This window comes from Paenibacillus sp. FSL R7-0312, assembly GCF_038004445.1.
GTDB lineage: Bacteria > Bacillota > Bacilli > Paenibacillales > Paenibacillaceae > Paenibacillus_AQ.
The window spans coordinates 6,159,887-6,186,153 of sequence record NZ_JBBORE010000001.1 but is presented as its reverse complement, the minus strand read 5'-3'; the positions used below and the strand labels follow the sequence as shown (position 1 = coordinate 6,186,153).

Genomic DNA, 26,267 nt, shown 5'->3' with positions numbered 1-26,267 from the left:
CTCCGTGAGCCAAACAATGAGAACAATTGTTGAATCACGAAGGAGGTGTTCCATTTTGGAGAAAAGCAAGCACAGCGTAAAGCACATCATTCTCTATCCTTTGGCCGCCGTAGTTGTTCTGATGACCACGCTGATTCCGTCAGCGCCTCAGTCCGTATCTGCCGCATCGCAACCTGGTGGGCACTCTGCCCGTAACCTTGAAGCTGCAGTCTCCACGCTCCGTCCGGTAACTGATACGCATGCAGACAGCAGCGGAAACAGCGGTTCAGTTGACCGGCAGGCGGAGAATAAGAAGTTGCCCAACCGGGTGGCCATCATTGTCGATGATTTCGGCAACAACATGCGGGGCACGGAGGAGATGTTCAAGCTGCCGGTCAAGATTACCGTTGCGGTGATGCCATTCCTGCCCTCGAGCGAGCAGGATGCACGCCGTGCGCATGAGCTTGGCTTCGATGTCCTGGTTCATCTGCCGATGGAGCCGCGCCAGGGCAAGCCGGAATGGCTTGGACCGGGAGCGGTGCTGACCAGGATGAGTGATGCAGAAGTCCGCCAGCGGGTGGAGGCGGCGCTTGAGAATGTTCCTTATGCGATTGGCATTAACAACCATATGGGCTCCAAGGTGACCGGTGACGAGCGGGTGATGGGTATTGTGCTCGCGGTCTGCAAGGAGCGCGGCCTTTTCTTCGTAGACAGCCATACCAATTATCGCTCTGTTGCCGGTAAAATGGCCCGGGAGCTGGGACTCCCGCCAGTGGAGAACCACATTTTCCTGGACGACGTGCATTCTGCCGGCCATGTGGTTAAGCAGATGAAGCTGGTCCAGGAGCGGGCCCTGAGCCAGAGATACTGCGTGACGATTGGCCATGTCGGCATTCAAGGCAAAGAAACCGCAGCGGGCATCCGCAGCGGCATTGCCGGAATGAAGGACAGCGTTGAGTTTATCGGAATCTCCGAGCTTGTCCGGGAAGAGTGGAAATGGAATTCGCAGGTCACACTTCCATAAGGTACGCCGCAATTCCGTTGGCAACCGCCTCGGCAATCTCTTCCTGACCCTTCGGGGTGCACAGTTTCTCGCGGTCCGCCGGACTGCTTACAAATCCCGCCTCGACGATAACCGTTGTGGCGGTTATTTTGTTGAGCAGGTAGAAGGGTTTGCCTTGTCTGGGGTCATTCTTCATTCCATACAGCCCGTTCAGCTGATCCTGAATCAATCTGGCCAGCAGGAAGCTGCGCCCTTCCTGGCGGTACAAGACAAGCGGACCATGCTTGGAGGGTGACTTTGCCCAATTGATATGAATGCTGACCACGACATTCGCCGGCAGCGTTTCGGCCAGTTCCTTGCGCTGGGCCAGATCACGCAGGTGCCGGGATTTACTGCGCAGCCAGAGATTCTCATCGCTCGGCGCATAATCGCCGGTCCGGTTCAATATGGCATCGAAGCCGTCACTGCGCAGCAGGAGAAACAGCCGGCGTGAGATCGCCAGAGTAATATCCTTCTCCAGGATGGTGCCGTGTGAGGTTCCGCCGTCAATCCCTCCGTGTCCGGCATCAATCAGAATGATCCGCTGGTCATGACCGAGCATATGCTGGCGGTCTGACGGGTTGTCGGTTAAGTGGTTTACTCCCGGTGTGGCGGCCAGGATGGTCCCTGCATGTCCAGCTGTCAGCAGAGTCAGCACCGCTATCGAAGCCAGTATCCTCCGCAGCCCACGCCCTAGCCGGAAATGTTGCCCAAGACGGCTGGCCCCTCCTGTATGATCTTCTTGTAAATGTTCCGAAATTCTCAAGTGAATAACCTCCCTGCCGGAATCATCATCAGTATCTTTGGTGGAATCTCTGTTAGATTGTGCCTTAACAGCCAAACCTATACGAAGGTTAGCGGTTCCGGTTTAGAGAGCGGGGATTTGGAGCACACTAAAGTCATGGAGAAAAGGCAGGGCGGCAGGCGGCGACCCGCCAGCGCCTGCATGGGAGGGATAGTAATGGCATCCAGCGGAGATGATCTGGTGAAATACATTACGGAGAAAGTAGTCATATATATGGAGGACCCGCGCGCCGTACATGCACGGCGGAAGGCAGAGAAGCAGCCCTGGGCCGAGAAATGGTTCGGCACGCTGCCGCTCGCCTGGTCGGTCTGGCGCAGCAAATGGAGCCGCAAGGATCGGGAGTAGCCAGCCTAGCAGCGCCGCAGCTCCCCCGAATTCCGAAACAGCCTTCCCTTAAAGCCGCTTGACACGGCTGAAGGGAAGGCTGTTTGGCATGTACAGCTGTATATAGGATTATCGCTGAAACCTTCAGTATTAATGTGGCGCCGCTCCGAGCGTCGTTCCTCCTGATAGCGGCAGCGGCGGCTTGTGGAAGGTTCCGTACTTCTGAAGGGCCGTGAGCGGGAGGTACCGTTTCGCCCCTGGACCGGCAGCGGCGTATATAACTGCCGGTTCAGCACCCCCATTACTTCCGGCAGAGGCCGTAAGCCAGCTCTGGCAGCCTGTAATCATGAACGGAGCACCCAAGGCATCATTGCGTCCTGTCGACTGGAAGGCAAGGCTGCCCCGGTTTTTAAGCAAAGTATTTAAGCTGGCTTCGCTGATATTCTTCAGTTCAGGAGCGGTCAGCCACTGTAAATCTGCATACGGGTCATCCTGACCGCTGCTAAGCAGAGCGGGCAAGGGAGCGCGGACTTGTTGTCCAGACCCGGTGTACACCACCAGGGCATTAGCATCAAGCTGGCCGTCCAGGATACGGTTTGCCTGGCTAAGGCTCCAAGGCAGTACCTGCAGTACTGAGGCATTGAGATACAGCGTCTTGTCCGCAAGCGTGAGCTTCCAGACCGGCAGCAGCGGAGCGTACAGCGCCGATAGTTCTATTTTACCTGAATAAGAGGAGGTAATCAGTCCTTCCTGCACCAGATACTGGCGCAGATCACTCATACTATAAGGGAGACCATAGGTACCGGCTCCGTATTCACTCAGCAGATATTTGCCCCCGTCCGCAGCAGAAATAATGAGATATCCGATCCGCTGCTCCCCGTTCATCACATTGACCAGCCAGCTGCGTGTGCCCGGCCCGAGTGGATAGACCTCAGTTCCGGCATTCTTCCATTCCTTAAACGGAGCATCCGCCGACAATTGGCTAATTGTGAGACGGGTGAAATCCTGCAAGCTTTCAGATGCGGGCGCCTGTGTCATCACAAGTCCGGGCAGCAGCTCCTGCAGGACGGCTTGTGTGACAGTGGCCCGGCTGCCTATAGACGCGAGCGCCGGAGGCGGGGAGGCGCTCGCGGCGAACAGAGTCAGCCCGAGAGTCAGACAGAGGAGCAGGCGGGTACGCCGCCCTAGCGGCCCCTTCTGCTTCGCTTTGATTTTCATGTTATCGTTCACCTTTCCTGTTCCAAAGGTTAATCGCAAGAATTACCGGGTCCGGCAAGCCGGAGCCCGGGAGGTTCTGCTTCATACTTTTAATTGTAGGGGACAAGCCTTGAAAAGGCTGTTGCTTACTGTCGCGGCAGCCTGCAGGAATTCCGCTGTTTTTTTGTTTGCTTTTAGCGAGCCGGGTCGCATTCTATGTGCTGCGCAGGTGAAACAGCCCGTACGTTACGGCAGAAACTGCAATCTGCGGCTCATACTGCCAGGTGGTCTCTTTGCGGCGGCGGTTGTATTGCTCCTCTATGCCGAGGCGTTTCTCCTCATCCTGCTCCTTCAGCAGCTCCTCATAATAGATATCCACGATGCTCAGCTCTAGACGCAGGCGTTCGCGGGCTTCCTCGGCCCAGGTGTAATCCAGCAGAGCCAGCTTCGAGGTCAGATATCCCTCCAGCCTGTCGGCTCCGGCAGTAACGGACAGCTCGGAAGGCTGGATGTGGATATTCTCCGGCAGCCTTGGCGTAAGCTCCCGCGAAGCCAGCCGGGCCTCGAAGTCCGGAACAATCAGCCCGGAGGTCAGTGACACCGCGATGAAATGCAGCTCTTCACGCTTAAGATCACAGGTCATCTCCACCTTATAGCAGACGGCAAGCCAAGGCTCGTAGGCGGCTGAGAACAGCGTGGTCCGCTGCCGGAGTCCCGGGTCCTCGAACAGCTGCAGGCATTTGCCCTCATCCCGTGCCGCTGACCAGATCTGCCGCAGGCGCTTGCTGCCGTAGGTCACATCCTCGCGGCGGATCATGCCCGGCCCGATGCGCGGCAGCTGCGGGACGATGCCGAAGTACCGGGCGAGGATGCTGTCCTCCGGATCAGCGGAGACCCCGGGCGGCACAACGCCTCCGGGTGCAGCTGCCGGTGCGGCGCCAGGCTCCGCGCCTGCCTCAGCATCCGCAGCACCCGCCGCGCCGATGCCGCCCGGCAGAGGTCCTGCCGCCGGGCGGACCGCCCCGCCGCGCGGACGGGCCGCAGGCGCAGCTGCCTGCGCGGCCAGTTCATCGTACTTCTCCGGATCGAAGACGAAGCTGAAGGACAGGGTCTCCGGATCTACGCCGGTGCGCTCCACGAATCCCCAGTAATAAGGACGGTCCGTCAGCATCCGGTCCGCGCGCGGCGAGAGCTTCACCGTCACATGCAGCGGAGAGGATTCGAGAATCGTACACTCTGTCGCTTCCAGGTAATCCATGACCTGTTTACGTACTTCCACAGGGGTCAGCATTAAGGAGCCACCTCGCTTTCATCCAGATTGGCATGGGTCAGCTCGCTGAGTGAATCGCCGATCTGATCCAGCTCGCTGCGCAGCTCCTCGTCGCTGCGGGCTTCGAGGACGATTTTATATAAGCTTTTCTCAAGCGACTCCTTCTTCTCGAAGCGTTCCAGAATAACATCCAGCCCGCCGATGACCATCTCGAACATATTGATTTTTTCATGCAGCAGATGAAGAATATGCTCCTCGATCGTGCCTTCGGTAGAGAGATTGTAGATGACTACATCATTCTCCTGGCCAAGCCGGTGTACCCGGCCGATCCGCTGCTCTACGCGCATGGGGTTCCAGGGGAGGTCGAAGTTGATCATATGGTGGCAGAACTGCAGATTGATCCCTTCGCCGCCTGCTTCCGTAGCAATCATTACCTGGGCGCGCCCGCGGAAGAGGTCCATCATCCAGTCCTTTTTGCCGCGGTTCATCCCGCCGGAGTAAGTGACACACTGCAGTCCATGCTCACGGAAATATTGCAGCAGATATTCCTGGGTCGCGCGGTATTCGGTGAAGACGATGACCTTCTCATTCATTTGGCGGATCAGCTCCATCGTCTTCTCCGCTTTGGTATTCGTCTTAACAGTACGAATCGTCTGGAGCAGCCCCATCATGCGCTCACGTTTCGGTGAATCCGCCGGAAGCTTCTTGATCAGATTCACAAGCGTGACGAACACCGCATCCCGGCTGCTGCATACCTCGCGCTGGAGCGTAACCAGGGAGAGCATGCTGCTGAGATTGCCGCCCGCTTCCTGATATTGGTCTTTGACAAAGGCGGTGACGCCGTCATATAATTCTTTCTCCTCTAAAGAGAGGGTAAGCGGGATATTGCGCACTTTGCGCTTCGTGAAGTTCACGGGACCCTCGCCGCGGCGGTTGCGGATCATCACCTTGGAGAGCTCGCCCCTCAGCTGGACTTCGTTCTTCGGCTGGCGTTTATCGACCACGAAATTGGTGGCAAAATCCCCCTGATTCCCGAGCTGTCCCGGCTTCAGTAATGTGATCAGATTGAACAGCTCGCCGAGATCATTCTGCACGGGAGTGGCGGTGAGCAGCAGGCAGTACTTCTTGCGCAGCTGCTGTACGAACAGATAGTTTGTTGATTTCTTATTCTTCAGCTTATGGGCCTCGTCGATAATCAGCATGTCGAATTCCTGGCTCAGCAGCATCTCCTTGTGCGGATCACGCTTCGCCGTATCCATGGAGGCGACAACAATGTCGTTGCCCCAGGAGTAAGCTTTCTTCTGTGCCACGGCTGAAATACCGAATTTACTGTTCAGCTCGCGCACCCACTGCAGGACCAGAGACGCAGGGACAAGGATCAGAACTTTACTTACGAGCCCGCGCACCAGATATTCCTTGAGGATCAGTCCGGCTTCTATCGTCTTGCCTAGCCCTACTTCGTCTGCCAGAATGGCCCGGCCTGACATTTCAAACAGCACCTTATGGGCGGTATCCAGCTGGTGGGGGAGCGGGGATAACCCGGACAGATGCTTCAGACACTGCAGCTCATCGAAGCTCGTAACGAGTCCCGATTGCTCTCCTTGTATGGCCAGCCGGGATAATCTCCAGTCTCCCCAGGGTCCGCCTTTATCGAGCTTCGACTCCAGGTCCTGCAGCCAGTTACGCTCAAAGGACAGAGGAACAGGCAGCAGCGGGGCAGGCGTACTTCCCCCTTGCGGCAAGGAATTGCGGAATAATTGCGTCATGTTGCAGCCTCCTCCGGCGCGGTTTCATATCGAAATGCGTAGCAGTAGTATGCGCGTAAAAGAGAGATTTCATAACCTGCTATCCTCCGGCTGCTGCCGTGGAGTAATATTGCGGAGCCTTGCAGCGGTACTGCTGCTGGTGCTGCGGCGGCTTCCGCGGATCTTGAATATCCGTGGCGGAATCTGTCTTCCGGGCCCGGAAGCTTATCAATCTGGAACCTGTAAAAAAGCGAGAAAGAGGGAGAAAATCCACTATCTTTTACCGTTTTTCCGAAATTCCCGCCATGGGCCGCTTTTTTGGAAAAAGAACTCTGATACAATATGTGGTATAGTTGAAAAGCTGATGTATACAATATATTGTTACAAAAGCTTGAAAATTTGATTATTCGCGGGTTTTTGCGGTTATTTGTTATTGACAAGAGGAACTTCCGCTGTACATGCAGGCTGCGGCTACCCTGCCGCTGGAAGTTCTTGTTGTGGGTTACAAAAAGTCTAAGCCCACACCAAGGAACGGAAGTATTACCTATCAATCATCCGGGAGGTTTTTCTATTGAGTACAGTGGAACGCAAGCAGCGTCTTGAGGGGCTGAGTGAGAAAATATTTTTGGACCGTTATGCCTGGAAGGACGCGGACAGCAATAATGCCAAGGTAGGCGATGTGGTGCTTGTCCTGACGAAGGATGATCCGAAATTTCCAACCAAGGAGGTTGGCGAGATTGTTGAGCGCACAGGCCGGATTGTTACGGTGAAGACCCGCAGCGGTGAACTCGTGCAATCGGATGTGGAGAAGCTGACACTGAATATTGAGAAGACCCCGGAGGAAATGTGGGACCGTCTTGCGGCAGCCATGGCTTCCGTAGAGCAGACTCCCGAGCTTCAGGAAGAGTGGACAGGCAAGTTCCGCTCTATTCTTGATGACTGGAAGCTGGTACCGGGCGGTCGGATTGCGGCAGGTGCCGGAGCAAGCGAGGAGCTTACGCTGTTCAACTGTTATGTTGTTCCTTCCCCGAAAGACAGCCGCGGGGGCATCATGCAGACGCTCTCCGAAATGACCGAGATTATGGCCCGCGGCGGCGGTGTAGGTATTAACTTATCCTCGCTGCGCCCGCGCCGCGCGATTGTAAGAGGCGTGAACGGATCATCCAGCGGCTCAGTGTCCTGGGGCGGTCTTTTCAGCTATACGACCGGACTGATTGAGCAAGGCGGAAGCCGCCGCGGCGCGCTGATGCTGATGATTAATGACTGGCATCCGGATGTGGTGGACTTCATTACCGTGAAGCAGACGATGGGTCAGGTAACCAATGCCAACCTGTCGGTATGCGTGAGCAATGCCTTCATGAAAGCCGTCAAGGAGGATCTGGACTGGGAGCTGGTCTTCCCGGATACCACCGATCCGGATTACGATACAATCTGGGACGGCGATCTGGATAAATGGAAGGCAGACGGCCGCCGCGTCATTCCTTACCGTACCGTAAGAGCACGCGATGTGTGGCATACGATTATCGAATCGGCCTGGAAGTCGGCTGAGCCGGGTGTAGTGTTCATGGAATATTACAACCAGATGTCCAACAGCTGGTATTTCAACCCGATCATCTGCACCAATCCATGCGGTGAGCAGGGTCTGCCGGGCTGGGGCGTGTGCAATCTGTCGGCCGTCAACCTCTCCAAGTTCTACGATGCGGAGAATCACGACGTGGACTGGGCAGATCTGGCGACAACGACCCGCTATTCCGTGCGTTTCCTGGACAATGTCATCGACAAGACACCGTATCATTTCCCGGAAAATGAAGCCAATCAGAAGCTCGAACGCCGCGTAGGACTCGGCACAATGGGATTGGCTGAGCTGATGATCAAGCTGAATATCCGTTACGGCAGCCCGGAATCCCTGGAGTTCCTGGACAAGCTCTACGGCTTCATGGCGCGCGAAGCTTATCTGGCTTCTGCTGAGATCGCTGGCGAGAAGGGTTCTTTCCAGGCTTTTGATACCGATAAATATCTGCAGAGCGGCTTCATGCGTAATATCACCGAGGTCTATCCGGAAGTCGGCGAATCCATCCGTAAGCACGGCATGCGCAACGTTACAGTGATTACCCAGGCACCTACAGGTAGTACTGGAACCATGGTCGGCACTTCGACCGGTATCGAGCCTTATTTCGCATTCAAATATTACCGCCAGAGCCGTCTGGGCTATGACGAGCAGTTCGTGCCGATTGCCCAGGAATGGCTGGAAGCCCATCCGGGTGAAGAGCTCCCTGAATACTTCGTTACTTCGATGGATCTGTCCGCTAAGGATCATATCCGTGCACAGGCTGCCATTCAGCGCTGGGTGGATAGCTCAATCTCCAAGACGGCGAACTGCCCGTCCGACTTCACCGTAGAAGAGACTGCCGAGCTGTACGAAATGGCCTTCGACCTGGGCTGCAAAGGTGTAACGATCTACCGTGACGGCAGCCGTGACGTACAGGTATTGGAAACGACTAAGAAGGAAGAAAAGAAAGACGCTCCGGCGGCAGTTGAGACTGCTGAAGCTGAGCCAGTGGAAGCTGAAGCTGCTCCGGCTCCGGTCACAGTTGCAGCAGCACCTGCACCGCAGCCTGCGGCTAATGTAGTGGACAAACAATACAAGAAACGCCCGCAGGTGCTGCGCGGCGCTACTTATAAGATCAACACGCCATTCGGTATGGCGTATATCACCATCAATGATCTCGACCGCACACCGGCCGAAATCTTCCTGAACGTCGGCAAAGCCGGCTCCGACGTGTTCGCTATGGCGGAAGCACTGGGCCGCGTCTGCTCGCTGTTCCTGCGTTACGGCGACCACGGCGAGAAGGTCGAGCTGCTGATTAAGCATCTCAAAGGCATCGGCGGCTCCGGCGCCATCGGCTTCGGTGCGAACCGCGTCGAGTCCATCGCCGACGCTGTAGCCAAGGCGCTGGAAACCCATGTGCTGAACAACGCCCATGACGATCATGTGCCTGCACCTATCGCAGCTACACTGGAGCTTGATTTCAATGAAGCGCTGAACGCCGAGCTGAAATCAAGTGTTCCAGCTACGGCTACTGATGATGGGCACGGGGGCCATGGTGCGCATAGCCATGCGACTGCTTCGCGGGATCTCTGCCCTTCCTGCGGAAGCGCATCGCTGATTAATATTGAGGGATGTAAGACTTGCGGGAATTGCGGGTATAGCCGGTGCGGGTGAGTAGATTATTGGCATGATGATAAGACTGACTCATTAAAATGAGTACTTTCGCAACGGATTCTGCCAAGTGCTTTAAACTAGAGAAATATTTTAAAAAATTCCCGGTGAGGCAATTCCCTCATCGGGAATTTTTGTGTGGAGCAGCTTTCTCGAAATACTAATAGTGGTTGTGAGTAGCTTTAGTCTCACATCAAAAAAGCACCGCTTCTTATTAGAAACGATGCTTTGATCTGCTAGATTTTATTTATTGAATCAATTACTAATTTTAGTGATTTTTTGGGCGGTTACTTGTGCCGGATAAGAATCATCACTTGCAGTATAGGTTATTTCAAGCTCATCCCCTTGTTTGAATTTAGAGGGAGAAACTTTACTCACCCAAATGATCTTAGCGTATTCACTAGAATTGAGAAGTTCTTTGTAACTCTTCTTCAAATCCTCTTCTTTTAAGCCAGATATAACTAGCAGTCTTTTATTTTCTATATCTATTGTGTGTACAGTTCCAATAAATACTTCAGCATCCTTATTACAAGAAGTAAGCAAGAACAAACAAATGAAAATTAAGATAGGAATTTTATTAAGGATAGTATTTTTAAAGATAGTGTTTTTTTGGACCATTGATTTCTCCTTTTAATTTATGACATTTGATGAGGGATATATACTGGATTTCTGTTAACATCAGAATGTTCAGAAGCAAATGCTGCAAATAAATGAAGAATTAGAAATAGCGCAATGATTCTAGTAACTGATCGTTGAAGACTCCTAACCTTTGGTATATAATGAGTAAAATAGCAATTATATAATTTCTTTTCTAATATGTTGATTATAACAAGTTCGGGCATTCATTCATCGGAAGGTCCGCCTGTCTCTAATCTTTTACTATTGGGGGATATTATGAGCTGGTACGTATTATTCGTTCGAAACGGCTGCGAAGACCGTGTGAAGTCATCTCTGCAGCGGCTATTTTCCGGAGAGATGCTCCGCTGCGTCGTTCCCAAGAAGCAAATTTCGGAAAGAAGAGCCGGTCAATATGATTTAATTGAAAGATTGTTATTTCCGGGCTATGTGTTCATCCAGACTCAAATGAATTACTCTACCTATTATATCCTTCAGAAGAACCCCCATGTCTACCGGTTATTAAACTACTGCAGCCGCAAGGATCTTATCTATAAGCACCAAGCTATGAATGATTTGGAGAACTCTGAGGAGCAGTATTTTAAGCAAATACCGGAAGATGAGATTAGTCCTATATTGGGGCTGCTCGATCATGACGATGTGGCGGAGAATTCTAGGGTGTATTTTGAGAACTCCCGTATGAATGTCGTGTCGGGCCCCTTAACTGGAAAAGAGGAGCTCGTCACCAAAGTTGACAAACGCAAAAGGCGCGCGAAGGTCAGTCTTCAGTTGTTGGGCGGCGGGAGAACGATCGATTTAGGAATTATCCTTTTGGAGCCGGAAACGAATCTTGTACAGGAATAACTTTAGCTAATGAAACCGGAAGCTGTATAACCGATGTTTCGGCACGTTATATGGCAACCGATGGATATAGGATAGAAATGGTAGTGCCTTCCGGAAGGAAGCATGAAAGGGCGAAGCTGTCGACATTATGAATTCCAAATTTCAATACATATATAAAGACTAGACACACCTGTGTCCGGTCTTTTTATTTTGTCCGGGAAAGGGGAATGCGGCAGTATCGTCCGGCAATGAACCCTAAGGGGGCCCTGCCAAAGGAAAGGAGGCGAGCAGCTCTGTCACCATAAGTATGATATGGAAGCGTAAGGCGTTACGGATGGGGCTCGTCATATGCGCTGCTGCCCGACCGGGCTCTAGCGGAATGAATACGGCTATATGTCTTAGCAGATAGGAAGAAACTTAAAGCAGAGAGGGCGAGAATAGAATGCCTGTCGGAATTGAAGCGTTGAATGTCTATGGAGGGTCAGCCTTTCTGGACGTGCTGCAGCTGGCCAAGCATCGCGGATTGGATACAACCCGGTTCGACAATTTGATGATGAAAGAGAAGGCTGTCGCGCTGCCGTTCGAAGATCCGGTCACCTTCGGCGTGAATGCGGCGAAGCCGCTAGTTGATGCGTTGCGGCCGGAAGAAAAGGATCGGATTGAGCTGCTTATCACCTGTACGGAATCAGGCATCGACTTCGGCAAGTCGATTAGCACCTATATACATCATTATTTGGGTCTGAACCGGAACTGCCGGTTATTCGAGATCAAGCAGGCCTGTTACTCAGGCATCGCGGGCCTGCAGACGGCCATCAGCTTCGTGCTGTCCCAAGCATCACCGGGTGCGAAGGTGCTCGTTGTCGCGACGGATATCTCCCGCTTCATGACTGTGGAGCCGGGGGAGGTGCTGACGGCTGATTGGTCGTTCGCCGAACCGAGCGCCGGGGCCGGCGCTGTTGCTGTGCTGGTCAGCTCCCGTCCGTATGTATTTCAGATCGACGTAGGGGCGAGCGGATATTACGGCTATGAAGTGATGGACAGCTGCCGCCCGGTTCCCGACAGCGAAGCCGGCGATGCCGACTTATCCTTGATGTCTTATCTGGACTGCTGCGAGCAGACATTCCGGGAGTACAAAAAAAGGGTGCCGGAAGCCGATTACAGGGAGACCTTTCAATATCTCGCTTTCCATACCCCTTTCGGGGGAATGGTGAAGGGCGCCCACCGGTCGATGATGCGGAAGCTGGCCCATGCGAAGCCGCCTGAAATTGAAGCGGACTTCCAAAGGCGGGTTAGGCCCGGTATGGTGTATTGCCAGCGGGTAGGCAATATTATGGGCGCGACTGCACTGCTCTCGCTGGCGAGTACGATCGATCATGCAAGTCTCGATACGCCGGGCCGAATCGGCTGCTTCTCTTACGGCTCCGGCTGCTGCTCCGAATTTTTTAGCGGAGTTGCTTCAGCTAAGGGACAGGAGCTTCAGCGCGGTTTCATGATCGGCCAACAGCTCGATGAGCGTTATCCGCTATCGATTGACGAATATGAATCGTTGTTCCAGCCTGCGAACGCGCTTCGGTTCGGCACGCGCAATCTGAAGATTGATCCGGAAGTACTGCCCGGCGCACTGAAGTCGGTAAGCGGGAGTGCACGCCTCGTTCTGGAGGAAATCCGGGAATATCACCGGGAATACAGGTGGACCTCATGAACTATGACACGATTAAAGTCCGGGTTGAGGGGCAGGTCTGTTATCTTCAGCTGTACCGTCCGGAAGCCGGCAATACGATAAACGACCGGTTGGTCGAAGAATGCTCACACGCGCTGGCGCAATGTGAGGAAAGTGCGTCGGTCATCGTTCTGGAAGGTATGGACGGTATTTTCTGCACAGGTGCTGACTTCAAGGGTATACATGCGAAGCTGACGGCGGGGGAGCCGCTGGACAATCGTCCGGAGCCTTTGTATGCCCTGTGGCAGAAGCTGGCGACAGGTCCATTCATTACGATTGCCCATGTCAGAGGCAAAGCGAACGCCGGAGGGGTAGGCTTCGCAGCCGCTTGCGATATCGTGCTGGCAGACGAGAAGGCGGAGTTCAGCTTGTCCGAGCTTCTGTTCGGGCTTTTTCCTGCTTGCGTATTACCGTTTCTCATTCGGCGGACGGGCTTTCAGAAGGCTCATTACATGACCCTCACAACGAAGCCGATTCCGGTACAGGAAGCGCATGCGTGGGGGATTGTGGACGGGTACGGCCCGGACAGCGAAATGCTGCTCCGCAGGCATTTACTCCGGCTCAAGAAGCTGCCGAAACCCGCGATTGCGCATTACAAAACCTATATGAACGAGCTGCGCGGGATATTGACGACATCCAAACCGTTAGCTTTGGCGGCTAACGAGAATATTTTCGCGGACCCCCGGAATCTGGAGAAGATTTACCGCTATGTGGAGAAGGGACAATTTCCTTGGGAGGACGAATAATCTATGCTGACGATTTTGAACGATTATAGCAATGGCTATGTAGCCATTCCCGTCATTGCAGCATGCAGCAAGCAGGGACTTTTCGCGGAGCTGTCCTTGACGGACCCGGTTTCTTTTCAGGAGCTTTCCGGGAAACTGAACGCCAACAAGGGTTTTTTACGCATCGCGCTGAACATGCTTGAATCGATGCATTGGGTGGAGAGAAGCGAAGGGGATGCTTATATCCGCACGGCTTCGGCCGATGTTCATGAACAGATGCGGGAGGAAGGCGTGCCGCTGTTGTCTTTTCCGATGAAATCATATTTAAAAAGAAACCCATCCAAGCTCACACTGGAGCATTGGATCGAACGGTCGGAGCGGCAGTGGGATATGCAGAACCCGGTCATGGCCCGGTTTATGGACGGCTTGCTGGTGATTCCGCTCCTCCTGGCACTGAAAGAAAACGGCCAGCTAAGCTACGGGCAAGACGGAAGCAACACGCTGCTGCTGAAGAACATGGGGGCGCGCACCCGTAAGGAGATTAAGCGTTACTTTTCACATCACGGCTGGCTGGCGCAAGTTAAGGAAGAGGATTGCCTGACTGATACGGGCCGCTTTATGGTGGACCGTATTTTCATTACCGCGGCGATGGCCGCCTACCGGCCGATGCTCATGAGTATGGACGAGATTCTGTTCGGGGATTCCAGGGCGGTCTTCGGACATGACGGGGAAGGGCATGAGCTGCATATCGACCGGACGTTGAATGTCGTGGGCAGCGGATTTCAGCATGAGAAATATTTCTCCGATATGGAGGAAATTGTCCTGGCGATATTCAACCGTGAGCCGCTCGCGGAGCAGCCGAAATATATCGCCGACATGGGATGCGGGGACGGCTCCCTGCTGAAGAAGATGCATGCCATCATCCGGGACAAAACGGTCCGGGGCCGGCATTTGCAGGAATATCCGCTTAAGCTGATCGGCATCGATTATAACGGGAAGGCGCTGGACGCGACAAGCCTGACCCTGCAGGGGACGGAGCATCTGGTGCTTAAGGGCAATATTGGCGATCCGGCCCAGGTGATCCGGGATTTGAGGGAGCTGGGGATCGGGGACACGGAGCATATTCTGCATGTCCGTTCGTTTCTCGATCATGACCGCCCCTACCTGCCGCCGGCAGATCAGGTGTCGGCCGCTGCCCGCTCGCGGGTCCGTTTCGACCAGCCGTATACCGATTCGGAAGGGAATGAGATTCCGGGAACCGACGTGTTTCAAAGCCTGGTGGAGCATCTGGAACGCTGGGCATCCGTCATGGGTAAGGACGGTATAATCATCCTGGAGGTACACGGCCTGGAGACGCGGACTGTACGCGATTATATAAGCAAATGCGAAAGCTTGCATTTCGATGCCTACCACGCTTTCTCCCAGCAGCTTCTTGTAAGTGCAGAGCAGTTTCTAATGGCCGCATCCGAGGCGGGCTTGTTTCCGGATTCTAATTATTTCCGCAAATACCCAAAGACGATGCCCTTCGGCCGTATTACCTTGAACCGGTTCGAACGGAGAGACTATAGAATCCGGTATGCCCGTCTGGACGATATGCCGGCTCTAGAGGAACTGGAGGAGGCATGCTGGGAGCCGGATCTTCGGACACCGCCCTCCTCCATCCGGAGCAGATGGGAGCAGGACCCGGCGGGTCAGCTTGTCCTTGAAGTGGATGGAAGAATAGCCGGAGCGGTGTACTCCCAGAGAATTGGAGCATCCGGGCATCTGAGGCAGGCTTCCTTCGGCCGGTTGGAAGAGCTGCAAGAGGAGAATGGACCGGTAGTCCAGCTTCTTGGACTGAACATTCTGCCCGGGATGCAGCACCGGAATTTGGGGGACCGGCTGCTGGAATTTATGCTGCTGCGATGCAGCCTGATTAGCGGAGTACATACCGTAGCAGGCATTACCCGGTGCAAGAATTACTCGCGGAATACCGGGGTCCCGCTGGAGGATTATATCCGGCTGCGCAACGAGCATGGCAGCCCGGCGGACCCGAATTTAAGATTTCACGAATGGCATGGGGCGGAGATCAAGCAATTGATACCGGGCTACCGGCCGCTCGATACCGCGAACGAGGGCCAAGGCGTCTGGATCGAATACGATTTGCAGCACCGGCATCAGAAGCTTAAGTATGCAGCATCGCCTTCGCCTGAAGAAGTGAAAGCGTTACCCGCAGTGCAGATGCCGCAGCCGGCCAGAAATGTCCCATCCCGAAACGGCTTGATCCGCGACTACGTGACGAAGGTTATCGGTCTCGTCCTGGGGGGCGGTCAAGAATTCTCCATGGACCAGCCTTTGATGGAGATGGGACTGGATTCGGCGGATCTGCTGGAGCTGAACGAACGGATCAGCCACGAGTTTTCTGTCCGACTGGAGCCGGCCTTTTTCTTTCAATATAATACGCCGCAGCTCATCGTTGCTTACTTGGAGGAGCAGGCTGCCGCCCGGGAGCCGCAAACCGAAGAGGAGGTTGCCGCAGTGAAGCCCGTTGATGCTCCGGATTGCACGGATAGCGGGAACCTGCGTCAAGCTGCTGCCGGGAATGGCGAAGCGGCACCGGATAACGGTATCGCTATCGTTGCCGCCGCCTGCCGGTTTCCCGGGGGCGTGTCCAATCTGGATGAACTGTGGGAGCTGCTGCAGGAAGGAAGAAACGCCGTCGGGCGTATGCCGGACGGCAGATGGGAGTGGCCGGATTCCGTCGATACGGCTCAATCCCATAGGGGAATCGATAGGGGCGGTTTTTTGGACGATGTTTCGGGCTTCGATCCTTCGTTTTTCCGGATCTCCCCGAAGGAAGCCGAATGGATTGACCCGCAGCAGCGTCTGCTGCTTGAGCTTGCCTGGGAATGCTTCGAACACGCAGGTTATCCGGCCAAGGAGCTGGCCGGAAGCGATACAGGCGTGTTTATCGGAGCCAGCGGCTCTGATTATCAGAGGCTGCTGGATAAGCACGAGGTTTACTACGGTCCCGGCGCTTCTATGGCGGCCCTGCCGAACCGCCTTTCGTATTATTTTAATCTGCATGGTCCGAGTCTGTTGATCGATACGGCCTGCTCCAGCTCGCTTGTAGCCATACATGAGGCCGTACGTTCCATGACTGACGGGGAATGCGGGCAGGCACTTGTGGGCGGCATCCATCTGATGTGCCACCCGGCCAACAGCATCACCTATTACCAGGCGGGGATGCTGTCGAAGGACGGCGCCTGCCGCACGTTCGATGCCGAAGCGAACGGATACGTGCGCGGGGAAGGAGCCGGAATGGTGCTGCTGAAGCCGCTTGATCAAGCGCTGCGGGATCAGGATACCATCCTTGCCGTTATCAAAGGCACGGCTGTTAACCATGGAGGCCAGGCCGGCGGACTTACGGTTCCGAATCCGGCCAAGCAGGCCGATCTGGTAGCCGCCGCTCTTCTTAAGGCTGGCTTTGCTCCCGAAACGGTCGGCTATATCGAAGCGCACGGAACGGGCACTTCGCTCGGTGATCCGGTGGAGATCGGCGGCTTGAAGGAGGCGTTCACCAGGCTGTCCGGCGGTAAAACGGAGGATTCCCCGCAGCCTTACTGCGGTTTAGGCTCGATTAAGACGAATATCGGACATCTCGAGGGAGCTGCGGGGATCGCCGGGCTGCTTAAGCTTGTGGTCAGCATGCGGAACCGGAGTATTCCGGCTTCACTGCATTTTCATGAGCTGAATCCGCATTGCTCGCTAGACCAGTCCCCCTTCTTCGTTGCCTCGGAGCAGCAGTCCTGGCCTTTGCCGGATGGTCATCCGCTGCGCAGGGGAGGCGTCAGCAGCTTCGGGTCCGGAGGCACGAATGCCCATGTGCTGGTGGAAGAAGCGCCGGAGCGGAAGATTCTGTCCCCGCCAGACCGTACACACGCACTGCTGTGCATCTCCGCTAAATCGGAGCAAGCGTTACAGAACCGGGCGAGAGCTTTACTGCTATGGCTCGAACGGAATGGAGAATCGTACCGGATCGCCGAAGTATGCGCCGCATTGCTGAACGGCAGGGAGCATTTCGCAGGGGCACGGGCCGCCTTCGTCGTTCAGAGCCGGGAAGACATGAAGGATAAGCTCGAGGCGCTGCTTGAAGGACGCGATTCGGGCGGGTATTTCAGTGCCGGGCACCTTGGCGTGAATGGGAAATTCCGCCGTCAACCGCTCTTCGAAGAGCTGGGACAAGGCATTATCAGGGAAATAGAATCGGTACGGGGCGCGGCCCTGGAGAACGGCCTTAATGCGTTGGCGGAGCTGTACGCCGCAGGCTACGATCTCGATTGGAAGGCGATGTACGCCGGCGTTCCCGTTCCCCGGATTGGACTGCCGACCTACCCGTTCCAGCGGGAGAGGTATTGGATTGGTGACAGAAGGGGCAAAGTGGCCTCGGAGCAGCAGCCGAAAGCGCCGGACACTGCACCGGTTGGGTACGAGTCCGGTTCATATCCGGCGGACTCCGCTCCGGCCGCGGCAAAGCCGCATGTAGAGCCGCAGACGGCTACACCGGCTGAAGCCCGCACGCAGGAAGTTTCGGAGCTGCGGGGGATAACAGCGTTGCGGCCCGTAACCGAATACGGGTCCAAGAGCACCGTACAAGCGGCAGACCGTTCCAGACCGTTCATCTCGCTCAAGTTTTCCTCCGAATTGCTGCCCCCTACCGCCGGAGCGTCCAGCAGCAGGGAACCGCAGCGCAGGACGGACCTGAGCGAAGCCGGTAACGAGCACGTGTTACAGGAAGAACTGGCACTTAGCTTGGCTGAGGCGCTCTACATGAAGCGCAGCGAGATCGACCCGGTCGGGAAGTTCGTTGATTTCGGGCTGGATTCCATTATCGGGGTCGAATGGATTCAGACCCTTAACAAACGGTACGGCACGAAAATTCCGGCAACGAAAGTGTACGAGTATCCGACACTACGGGATTTTTCCGGGTATTTGGTCCAGCTGATATCCGCATCATCCAAGGGGCGTATTGCTGATCTGCCGAAGGAGGAAGCCGTCCTTCACCCGCCGGTGTCCGCTCCATCCGCAGGGCCGTCGGTTCTGCTGAAGCAGCTGGCTGTAAGCTTGGCGGAAGCTTTGTATATGAAGCCTGAAGAGATTGATCCTTCCCGGAAATTTGTTGATTTGGGGCTGGATTCGGTCATCGGCGTGGAATGGATTCAGACGGTTAACCGCCTGTTCGGTACAGCAATAACGGCAACCCAAATCTACGCCTATCCGACGCTGTATGATTTTGCGGAATACGTTCAGGAAAAGCAGGCAGAAAAGGAAGGTCCGCCTAACGCGGGCACGGCTGAGGCCGAGCTGTCGGTCGACGAGATATTGGATAAGGTATACACGGGGACGCTCGACAGCGGCCAAGCCGGTCATTACTTGCAGCAGCTTCGCTATACGGAAGCTTCAAAATAAACGATGGGAGTGCGATACGATGGTCTCGGTTGGAATCGAAGCGATGAATGTGTACGGCGGGTCAGCCAGCCTGGATGTTCTCGAGCTGGCCAAATTCCGCAGCCTGGACACCTCCCGGTTCGAGAATTTGCTGGTGAAGGAAAAAACGGTGGCGATGCCCTACGAGGATGCAGTTACGTTCGGCGTCAACGCCGCCAAACCGCTCCTCGATGATATTACACCGGAGGAGATCGGGCGGATAGAGCTGCTTGTGACTTGCACGGAATCGGGCATCGATTTCGGCAAATCGCTCAGCACCTACATCCATCATTATTTGGGCTTAAGCCGGAACTGCCGGCTATTCGAAATCAAACAGGCCTGTTATTCCGGTACAGCAGGATTCCAGATGGCCGTCAATTTCGTATTGTCGCAAACCTCGCCCGGAGCCAAGGCGCTGGTGATCGCGACGGACATCTCCCGGTTCTCGGCAGCTGACGCTGCCGAGGCTGAAGGGGCAGACTGGTCGTTCGCTGAACCGAGCGGTGGCTCGGGTGCAGCAGCGGTGCTGGTCGGCGAGAATCCGGCTGTATTCGAAGCCGATATCGGAGCGAACGGTTATTACGGATATGAAGTGATGGATACCTGCCGCCCTGTTCCGGATACGGAGGCGGGCGATGTGGATCTATCCTTGCTCTCCTACCTGGATTGCTGCCAGCAAACGTTCCAGGAATACAAAAAGCGGGTAATCGGCGCGGATTACCGGAGTACGTTCCAGTATCTGGCCAGCCATACGCCATTCGGCGGAATGGTCAAAGGCGCCCACCGCACCATGATGCGAAAGGAAGCGAAGGCGGGTCAAGCTGAAATCGAGGAGGATTTCCTCCGGCGTGTCATGCCGGGAATCAGCTATTGCCAGCGGGTAGGCAATATTATGGGTGCGACCCTGTTTCTGTCTCTCGCCGGCACCATCGACCAGGGCAGCTTCGAGACGCCGGGGCGAATCGGCTGTTTCTCTTACGGCTCGGGATGCTGCTCCGAGTTTTATAGCGGTGTCGTGACGGCGGAAGGCCAGCGGCGGCAGCGGCGTTTCGGCATCGAACGGGCGCTGGGCGAACGTTATCCGCTGTCAATGGCGGAATACGATGAGCTCTTGCGGGATACGCAGGCGATCAAATTCGGAACCCGTAATGCGAAACCCCATTCACAGCTGATCCCGGAGGCTTGGCAGGCGCTGCGGGGTAAAGGCCGGCTGGAGCTTGTGCAGGTCCGGGATTATCACCGAGAATACAGCTGGGGGGGCTGATGGCAATGTTCTTTTCGGTCGTTCGGCTGGATGAAGCGGAAGCAGGCATTTTCCAAATTACGATGGAGGACCGTGCTAACCGGAATATGTTCTCCGGAGAGCTGATCGCCGGGCTGCGGTCGGCCTTTGCGGAGATCGATGCCAATCCGGATGGCAAAGCGGTCATTCTGACCGGATACGACAGCTACTTTGCCTCCGGGGGTACCCGTGAGTCACTGCTAAGCCTTCATGAAGGCCGCGCCCGGTTCACCGATCTCGATGTGTACAGCCTGGCCTTAAATTGCAAAATCCCGGTGATATCCGCCATGCAGGGTCACGGAATTGGCGGCGGATTCGTGCTCGGGTTATTTTCAGATATAGTCATTCTTAGTTTGGAAAGCGTATACAATACGAATTTTATGAAATACGGCTTTACGCCCGGCTTCGGCTCCACGCTGATCGTACCCCGTAAACTGGGCATGAGCCTGGCGCAGGAAATGCTCCTCAGCGCAGGCAGCTATCGGGGCGCGGAGCTGCAGAGAAGAGGTATTCCGTTCCCTGTACTGCCAAGGAATGAAGTGCTGGAGCATGCGTACGGCGTAGCCAGACAGTTAGCGGAGAAACCAAGAATATCCTTAATAACGCTCAAAGACCATTTGACCGCGTCTCTGCGCAGGGAGCTTCCGGAAGTGGTGCAGCAGGAGCTTGACATGCACACCAAGACATTCTTTCAGGATGAAGTGCGGGACCGGATTATGAACTTGTTCGGGAATTGAATTTATGGCAAATGAGGGAATGCCGATGAATGCGGAACAGATATTGCAGGCGCTGATGCGAAAGGAAATCCGGCCGGATGAAGCCAAGGCGCTTCTGGCATCCGGCAAAGGACAGACAGCCGCAGCCGAATCGTATACGAACATAGACGGGCGGCGGAATAAGCCTGCGGACCGGACGGTTGCCGGCCGGGAAGCCATCGCGATTGTCGGAATGTCCGGCAAATATCCGGAGGCTGACGATTTGCCGCAGTATTGGGACAATTTGTCGGCGGGAAGGAATTCCGTCAAGGAGATTCCTCCGTCACGCTGGAATACCGGCAACTACTACAATCCGCATCCTCAAAAAGGAAAAATATATGCCAAATGGCTGGGAATGCTCGAAGACTTTGCGGATTTCGATCCGCTCTTTTTTCATATATCGCCGACGGAAGCGGAATGGATGGATCCGCAGCACCGGTTGTTTTTGCAGGAAGGGTACAAGGCGTTTGAAGACGCCGGATATAGCCCGCAGCGGCTGGACGGCATGAAGTGCGGTCTATATCTCGGCATCATGAGCAGCGAATATGGGGCGCTGTGCAGAGAGAGAGGAAAGGCGGACATGTCTTCCGGCTTTGGCTTTGCCCATACGACGGGAAGCAGCCACGCCATAGCGGCCGCCCGCTTGGCTTATTACCTGAACCTGAAGGGGCCGGCAATCCCGATTGATACGGCTTGCTCCTCCTCGCTTGTTGCTGTTCATCTGGCCTGCCAGGCGTTATTGAACCGGGAAATCGATATGGCACTGGCCGGCGGCGTGAGCTTATATTTGACCCCGGAAACGTACGTTTCGATGTGCGATGCGGGCATGCTCTCACCTGACGGGCAGTGCAATGCCTTCGATAACAGTGCCAACGGGTTCGTACCCGGCGAAGGAGTCGGCGCCATCGTCCTGAAACGGCTGGGAGACGCAGAGGCGGACGGTGACTCCATTCATGGTGTCATTCTCGGATCGGGCGTCAATCAGGACGGGAGAACGAACGGCATCACCGCGCCGAGCTTGAGCAGCCAGATGGAGCTTGTGCGGGATATCTATGAGAAATACGGCATTGATCCGGAGAGCATCGGTTATGTGGAGATGCACGGAACCGGCACCAAGCTGGGCGATCCGATCGAGCTTGAGGCAATATCGGCCGTATTTAAGGAACGAACGAACCGTAAAGGCTATTGCGCTATCGGCTCCGTGAAAAGCAATATTGGCCATACATCCGGGGCAGCCGGCATCGCCGGCATCCAGAAGGCCGTGCTGCTTATGCGTCATAAGAAGCTCGTCCCGACGCTGCACTACCGGGTGCCGAATGAGCATTATTCCTGCGAAGATTCGCCGTTCTATGTGAATACGGAGACGAAGGACTGGGAGAGCCGCGAAGGAGCGCCGCGCTGCACGGCGGTCAGTTCGTTTGGCTTCAGCGGAACCAATGCCCATCTTGTCCTTGAGGAATATAACGACAAGAGACCTTCCGCCGGGACGGGCGTTCAGCCGTTGTTCGTGCTGTCAGCCAAAAGCGGTGAGCAGCTGGCGGACTACGCCCGAAGCCTGGCTGTTGTGATCGCTTCCCGGGAGCAGATCGATTTGGCCGATGTTGCCTATACGCTGCAGACTGGCCGTGATGCAATGGAGGTACGGCTTGCTTTTCAGGCGGATTCCAGAAAAGCGGTTATTGATGCATTGAACAGTTACCTGTCTGCTGGCGGGGGAGACGGTATGATTACAGGCCGCGCACTCACCGACCGGCGCCTGCTGGAGCAGGAGCTGACACCCCTGATGAACCGCTGTATCCGGCAAAAGAAGGCGAAGCCGGCGCTTGAGCTGTGGGTGCAAGGGGCGGCGGCGGACTGGGACGCATGGTATGGGGACCGCAAGCCCCGGAGGATCAGCCTGCCGACGTATCCGTTCCTGAAGGAACGGTATTGGCTGCCGCCTGTACAAGGTGCCGGGGGCATCGCGGCGGCGGAACAGCACCGGCAGGAGGCGCAGCGTAATGGCGAAGACGCGCATGCGGGGCGCAGCCTGCGGATGCTGCGGAAGGAATGGGAGCCTTGCCCTCTCCGGGCAGAGCCGGGTAGCAACCGTGGAACGGTCGCCATTCTGGCGTCGGAGGAGACGAAGCCGTTAGCGCTGCTGCTGTCGCATAAGCTTGCTCCGGCCCGGATCATCGGCCCCGAGCAGCTGCGCGGCGAGCTGGACAAGCCCGCACCGGAGCAAGCGGTCTATTCGGGTCTCATTGATTTAATCGGCTGCGGGAAGCAGCGGAGCGATGAGGCGGAAGACTGGATAACCTGGCTTCAGCGGCTGGTCGAATTCGGGAGCCGGGACGGTCTGACGCTGATCTGCGTAACCCGGGGGCTGGAGGCGGAGAATGGCCCGGCCAATCTGCCGGGTGCTGTGCGGGCCGGCTTGTACCGGATGCTGCAGAGCGAATACAGTCATCTTCGTTCACGGCATGTCGACTTCGGGCCGGATTGCGGTGAGCCTATTATGGCTGAGACGATTGCCGCTGAGCTGCTGGCGGATAGTGAGGAGGCCGAGGTGCGCTACCTAAGCGGGACGCGGTACCGCGCCTGCTTGGGTGAGCTGCCTATGGATAGCGGAGAAGCTACGCCCGCCTCGTTTCCGGAAGGGCAAACGCTGTGGATTACCGGGGGCACCCGAGGCATAGGGGCGCTCTGTGCGAAGCACTTCGTCAACCGCCGGGGTGTTAGGCGGCTGGTGCTGACGGGGCGGGAAGCATTTCCGCCCCAGGCGCAGTGGGAGGCATACGAGGCGGATGCAGACAGCGCGATCGGGCGGAAAATCCGGGCCGTAAGAGAGCTCGAGGCACTGGGGGCCGAGGTGAAAGTGCTGTCCCTTGATCTGACCGATGAGGAGGCGGTACGCCGCTGCTTCGATGAAGTCAGAGCCGCCTGGGGCCGGATCGGCGGCGTGCTTCATTGCGCCGGGATCGTCGATCAGGAGACGCCGGCGTTTATCCGGAAATCAGGCAGCGGCATCCGGGAGGTGCTGGCTCCAAAAACAGCGGGGCTGGATGTATTGCTCCGCTGCATGAAAAGCGAGCCGCTGCAGTTCTTCATGCTGTTCTCGTCCGTGTCGTCCATTGTGCCGGCGCTTGCATCCGGACAGAGTGATTATGCAATGGCGAATGCTTATATGGATTACGCGGCACAGGCATGGCGCGGGGAAATCCCGGTTGTCAGCGTCCAGTGGCCCAATTGGAAGGAAACGGGCATAGGCGAAGTGAAGAGCCGGATCTATCGGCAAAGTGGTCTGCTGTCGCATACGAATGACGAAGGCTTAAGGCTGCTGGATCGTATTCTAGCCCGGGGCCTTGGACCGGTCGTGCTGCCGGCCGTCATCGATCCGCAGCGCTGGAAGCCGGAACAGCTGCTGCTGCGCAGCCTGGGGAGCGGGCAGGGGGAACCGCAGTCTCAGCCTGTGCGGCAGGGGACGGCCCATAATAACGGACAAGACGGGAGAGAAGGCCTTCTGTATTCCGCGTCGGCACTCTTGACCGGCATCTTTGCGAAGGAACTGAAGCTTGCACAGTCGCGGCTTGATCCCGATACGCCGTTCACCGAATACGGCGTCGATTCCATAATGCTTGCCCAGGTGCTGCGGACCGTACGGCAGTCGGCCGGCATTGATCTGGACCCGTCGGTACTATATGAATATCCGACTATCCGCCTGCTGTCGGAATGGCTGGCGGATAAACACGGCGCATCGTTCTCCCTGGGGGCAGCAACGAATCCGGAAGAAGAAGCTTCGGATAAGGACAAGGGTATTCTCGGAGCGACGCTAAACGGCCGGGAGAAGCAGCCGGTTCAACCGACTCCCGCACCAAAGGCAGACCCCGTTCCTGCCACGGCAGTGAGGACAGGAACGGGGCCGGCCGATATCGCGGTCATCGGCCTGTCCTGCCGTTTCCCGGGAGCGGAGACACCGGACGGCTACTGGCGGCTATTGTCAGAGGGAAGGTCGGCGATCCGAACGGTAACCCGGGATAACTGGACGGGTGGAGCAGCTGATTATGCAGGGCTGCTTGACTGTTCGCGCACGATGCCTGCCTCACATTTCCGCCTGTCCGAGGAAGACGCGAACGCGATGGACCCTCAAGCGCTGCTGCTGCTCGAGGAGAGCCTGAAGGCATGGCATCATGCAGGCTATGTGCCGGAGGAGATCAAGGAGCGCAGCATCGGAGTCTATATCGGCGCGCGGAGCCGGCATGAGCCGGACGAAGCCAGCCTGCTCCAGGCCCGGAATCCGATTCTGGCGGTCGGAACGAACTATTTGGCGGCTAACATTTCGCAATATTTTGACCTTCGGGGTCCGAGTGTGGTCTTGGATACGGCCTGCTCGTCGGCGCTCGTCGGCTTGAACGTGGCGGTACAGGCACTGCTTGCCGGCGAGATCGAATGCGCGCTTGTCGGCGGTGTCAGTCTGCTCGTATCCGATAAATCGCACTGGCTGTTCCGGCAGCGCGGAATCCTGAGTCCTGAGCCGCAATTCCATATCTTCGACGGGAAAGCGAGTGGCGTGGTGCTGTCGGAAGGAGCAGGAATCGTACTGCTTAAGCCTGTAGCGCAAGCGCTGATAGACGGAGACCGGATTTATGCGGTCATTAAGGGAGTTGCCGTGAACAATGACGGACGGACAGCGGGACCGGCCGCGCCGAATTATACGGCGCAGACAGAAGTGATGCGCCAGGCACTGGCCCGGAGCGGCAAGCAGCCGGAGGAGATCGGCTACATCGAAGCGAACGGGTCAGGATCGGAGGTGAACGATCTGCTGGAGCTGAAGGCGACCCAAGCCGTGTACCGCAAGGCAGGCGGACCGCCTCTTTGCATCGGGTCTGCCAAGCCCAACATTGGACATCCGCTGTGTGCAGAAGGCATCGCCGGCTTGATTAAGCTTGTCTTGATGCTGGACCGCCGGGGGTATGTTCCGTTCCTGTCCGGCCATACGCCGATGAAGCATTTCGATATCGGCGCTTCGCCTTTTTATTTCAGCAGGGAGCATCAGGAGTGGGCGGGTCCCCGTACCGCAGCGCTGAACTGTTTTGCGGACGGAGGCACGAACGCGCATATCATCCTCGAAGGCTGGGAGGAGCTTCGCGGGCCGGATGCGCTCCGCCGTCCGCTGCCGCTGCCGGCTATGGAGCCGGATGGAGGGCCGGGCGCCACCACCGGGCTTGAGGGGACTGACGATTCGCAGCCGGGTGAAGAGGAGAGCGAACCGATCATCTGGGAATCGTACGCCTAAAGGA

The 26,267-nt window shown here is 56.2% G+C and carries 15 protein-coding genes; 10 read left to right on the top strand and 5 right to left on the bottom strand.

Annotated elements, in window-relative coordinates; translation table 11 throughout:
- Positions 1 to 55 precede the first annotated feature (55 nt).
- Positions 56 to 1,003: a divergent polysaccharide deacetylase family protein gene (locus MKX70_RS27025; protein ID WP_336101926.1), complete on the top strand. Its 948-nt coding sequence runs from the start codon at positions 56 to 58 to the stop codon at positions 1,001 to 1,003.
- On the opposite strand, the gene MKX70_RS27020 is transcribed toward MKX70_RS27025, so the two are convergent.
- Entirely contained in the window at positions 990 to 1,787 is a 798-nt protein-coding gene (locus MKX70_RS27020) for an N-acetylmuramoyl-L-alanine amidase family protein (RefSeq protein ID WP_063779793.1), read from the bottom strand. The genes MKX70_RS27025 and MKX70_RS27020 overlap by 14 nt on opposite strands.
- Positions 1,788 to 1,982: 195 nt before the next feature.
- Between MKX70_RS27020 and MKX70_RS27015 the strand changes: the two genes are divergently transcribed.
- Positions 1,983 to 2,171 carry a YqzE family protein gene (locus MKX70_RS27015; RefSeq protein ID WP_042135853.1) on the top strand — a complete coding sequence of 63 codons (189 nt, stop codon included), beginning with the start codon at positions 1,983 to 1,985 and terminating at the stop codon, positions 2,169 to 2,171.
- 129 nt (positions 2,172 to 2,300) lie between these two features.
- Here MKX70_RS27015 and MKX70_RS27010 read toward each other — a convergent pair whose 3' ends face one another.
- The 3 genes from MKX70_RS27010 to MKX70_RS27000 all read right to left on the bottom strand — a co-directional run bounded on the left by MKX70_RS27010 (position 2,301) and on the right by MKX70_RS27000 (position 6,383).
- Positions 2,301 to 3,368: a hypothetical protein gene (locus MKX70_RS27010; RefSeq protein WP_340841236.1), complete on the bottom strand. Its 1,068-nt coding sequence runs from the start codon at positions 3,366 to 3,368 to the stop codon at positions 2,301 to 2,303.
- Positions 3,369 to 3,561: 193 nt separating this feature from the next.
- Positions 3,562 to 4,638, bottom strand: coding sequence for a YqhG family protein (locus MKX70_RS27005; protein ID WP_340841235.1), 1,077 nt, complete (start codon positions 4,636 to 4,638; stop codon positions 3,562 to 3,564).
- The gene (locus MKX70_RS27000) at positions 4,638 to 6,383 is read right to left on the bottom strand and encodes a DEAD/DEAH box helicase (protein WP_042135858.1); all 1,746 of its coding nucleotides are present in this window, start codon (positions 6,381 to 6,383) and stop codon (positions 4,638 to 4,640) included. The genes MKX70_RS27005 and MKX70_RS27000 overlap by 1 nt, the downstream gene beginning before the upstream one ends.
- A 550-nt stretch (positions 6,384 to 6,933) precedes the next feature.
- Between MKX70_RS27000 and MKX70_RS26995 the strand changes: the two genes are divergently transcribed.
- On the top strand, positions 6,934 to 9,585 hold the full coding sequence (locus MKX70_RS26995; protein WP_340841234.1) for an adenosylcobalamin-dependent ribonucleoside-diphosphate reductase: 2,652 nt from the start codon (positions 6,934 to 6,936) through the stop codon (positions 9,583 to 9,585).
- A 252-nt stretch (positions 9,586 to 9,837) separates the two neighbouring features.
- Here MKX70_RS26995 and MKX70_RS26990 read toward each other — a convergent pair whose 3' ends face one another.
- Positions 9,838 to 10,200 (bottom strand): DUF3221 domain-containing protein, encoded by a 363-nt coding sequence (locus tag MKX70_RS26990; RefSeq protein ID WP_340841233.1) that lies wholly within the window; start codon positions 10,198 to 10,200, stop codon positions 9,838 to 9,840.
- Between the two features lie 276 nt (positions 10,201 to 10,476).
- Between MKX70_RS26990 and loaP the strand changes: the two genes are divergently transcribed.
- The 7 genes from loaP to MKX70_RS26955 all read left to right on the top strand — a co-directional run bounded on the left by loaP (position 10,477) and on the right by MKX70_RS26955 (position 26,263).
- Entirely contained in the window at positions 10,477 to 11,061 is a 585-nt protein-coding gene (gene loaP, locus MKX70_RS26985; RefSeq protein WP_042135864.1) for an antiterminator LoaP, read from the top strand.
- A 421-nt stretch (positions 11,062 to 11,482) separates the two neighbouring features.
- Positions 11,483 to 12,742: a hydroxymethylglutaryl-CoA synthase family protein gene (locus MKX70_RS26980; protein WP_340841232.1), complete on the top strand. Its 1,260-nt coding sequence runs from the start codon at positions 11,483 to 11,485 to the stop codon at positions 12,740 to 12,742.
- A complete protein-coding gene (locus MKX70_RS26975) occupies positions 12,739 to 13,506 on the top strand; it encodes an enoyl-CoA hydratase/isomerase (protein ID WP_340841231.1) in 768 nt (255 codons plus the stop codon). The genes MKX70_RS26980 and MKX70_RS26975 overlap by 4 nt, the downstream gene beginning before the upstream one ends.
- 3 nt (positions 13,507 to 13,509) lie before the next feature.
- On the top strand, positions 13,510 to 18,933 hold the full coding sequence (locus tag MKX70_RS26970; RefSeq protein ID WP_340841230.1) for an AprA-related methyltransferase: 5,424 nt from the start codon (positions 13,510 to 13,512) through the stop codon (positions 18,931 to 18,933).
- A gap of 19 nt (positions 18,934 to 18,952) precedes the next feature.
- Positions 18,953 to 20,215 carry a hydroxymethylglutaryl-CoA synthase family protein gene (locus MKX70_RS26965; protein WP_340841229.1) on the top strand — a complete coding sequence of 421 codons (1,263 nt, stop codon included), beginning with the start codon at positions 18,953 to 18,955 and terminating at the stop codon, positions 20,213 to 20,215.
- 5 nt (positions 20,216 to 20,220) lie between these two features.
- Positions 20,221 to 20,970, top strand: a complete 750-nt coding sequence (locus MKX70_RS26960) for a polyketide synthase (protein WP_340841699.1) — start codon at positions 20,221 to 20,223, stop codon at positions 20,968 to 20,970.
- 4 nt (positions 20,971 to 20,974) lie between these two features.
- Positions 20,975 to 26,263 (top strand): type I polyketide synthase, encoded by a 5,289-nt coding sequence (locus MKX70_RS26955; RefSeq protein WP_340841228.1) that lies wholly within the window; start codon positions 20,975 to 20,977, stop codon positions 26,261 to 26,263.
- Positions 26,264 to 26,267: the final 4 nt, after the last annotated feature.

Bases quoted from the DNA above. Each gene is read 5' to 3' on its own strand.
- MKX70_RS26990 (WP_340841233.1), bottom strand. From the start codon at position 10,200: ATGGTCCAAAAAAACACTATCTTTAAAAATACTATCCTTAATAAAATT.
- MKX70_RS26960 (WP_340841699.1), top strand. From the start codon at position 20,221: ATGTTCTTTTCGGTCGTTCGGCTGGATGAAGCGGAAGCAGGCATTTTC.
- MKX70_RS26955 (WP_340841228.1), top strand. From the start codon at position 20,975: ATGGCAAATGAGGGAATGCCGATGAATGCGGAACAGATATTGCAGGCG.
- loaP (WP_042135864.1), top strand. From the start codon at position 10,477: ATGAGCTGGTACGTATTATTCGTTCGAAACGGCTGCGAAGACCGTGTG.
- MKX70_RS26970 (WP_340841230.1), top strand. From the start codon at position 13,510: ATGCTGACGATTTTGAACGATTATAGCAATGGCTATGTAGCCATTCCC.
- MKX70_RS26980 (WP_340841232.1), top strand. From the start codon at position 11,483: ATGCCTGTCGGAATTGAAGCGTTGAATGTCTATGGAGGGTCAGCCTTT.
- MKX70_RS26975 (WP_340841231.1), top strand. From the start codon at position 12,739: ATGAACTATGACACGATTAAAGTCCGGGTTGAGGGGCAGGTCTGTTAT.
- MKX70_RS27000 (WP_042135858.1), bottom strand. From the start codon at position 6,383: ATGACGCAATTATTCCGCAATTCCTTGCCGCAAGGGGGAAGTACGCCT.
- MKX70_RS27010 (WP_340841236.1), bottom strand. From the start codon at position 3,368: ATGAAAATCAAAGCGAAGCAGAAGGGGCCGCTAGGGCGGCGTACCCGC.
- MKX70_RS27015 (WP_042135853.1), top strand. From the start codon at position 1,983: ATGGCATCCAGCGGAGATGATCTGGTGAAATACATTACGGAGAAAGTA.
- MKX70_RS26965 (WP_340841229.1), top strand. From the start codon at position 18,953: ATGGTCTCGGTTGGAATCGAAGCGATGAATGTGTACGGCGGGTCAGCC.
- MKX70_RS27005 (WP_340841235.1), bottom strand. From the start codon at position 4,638: ATGCTGACCCCTGTGGAAGTACGTAAACAGGTCATGGATTACCTGGAA.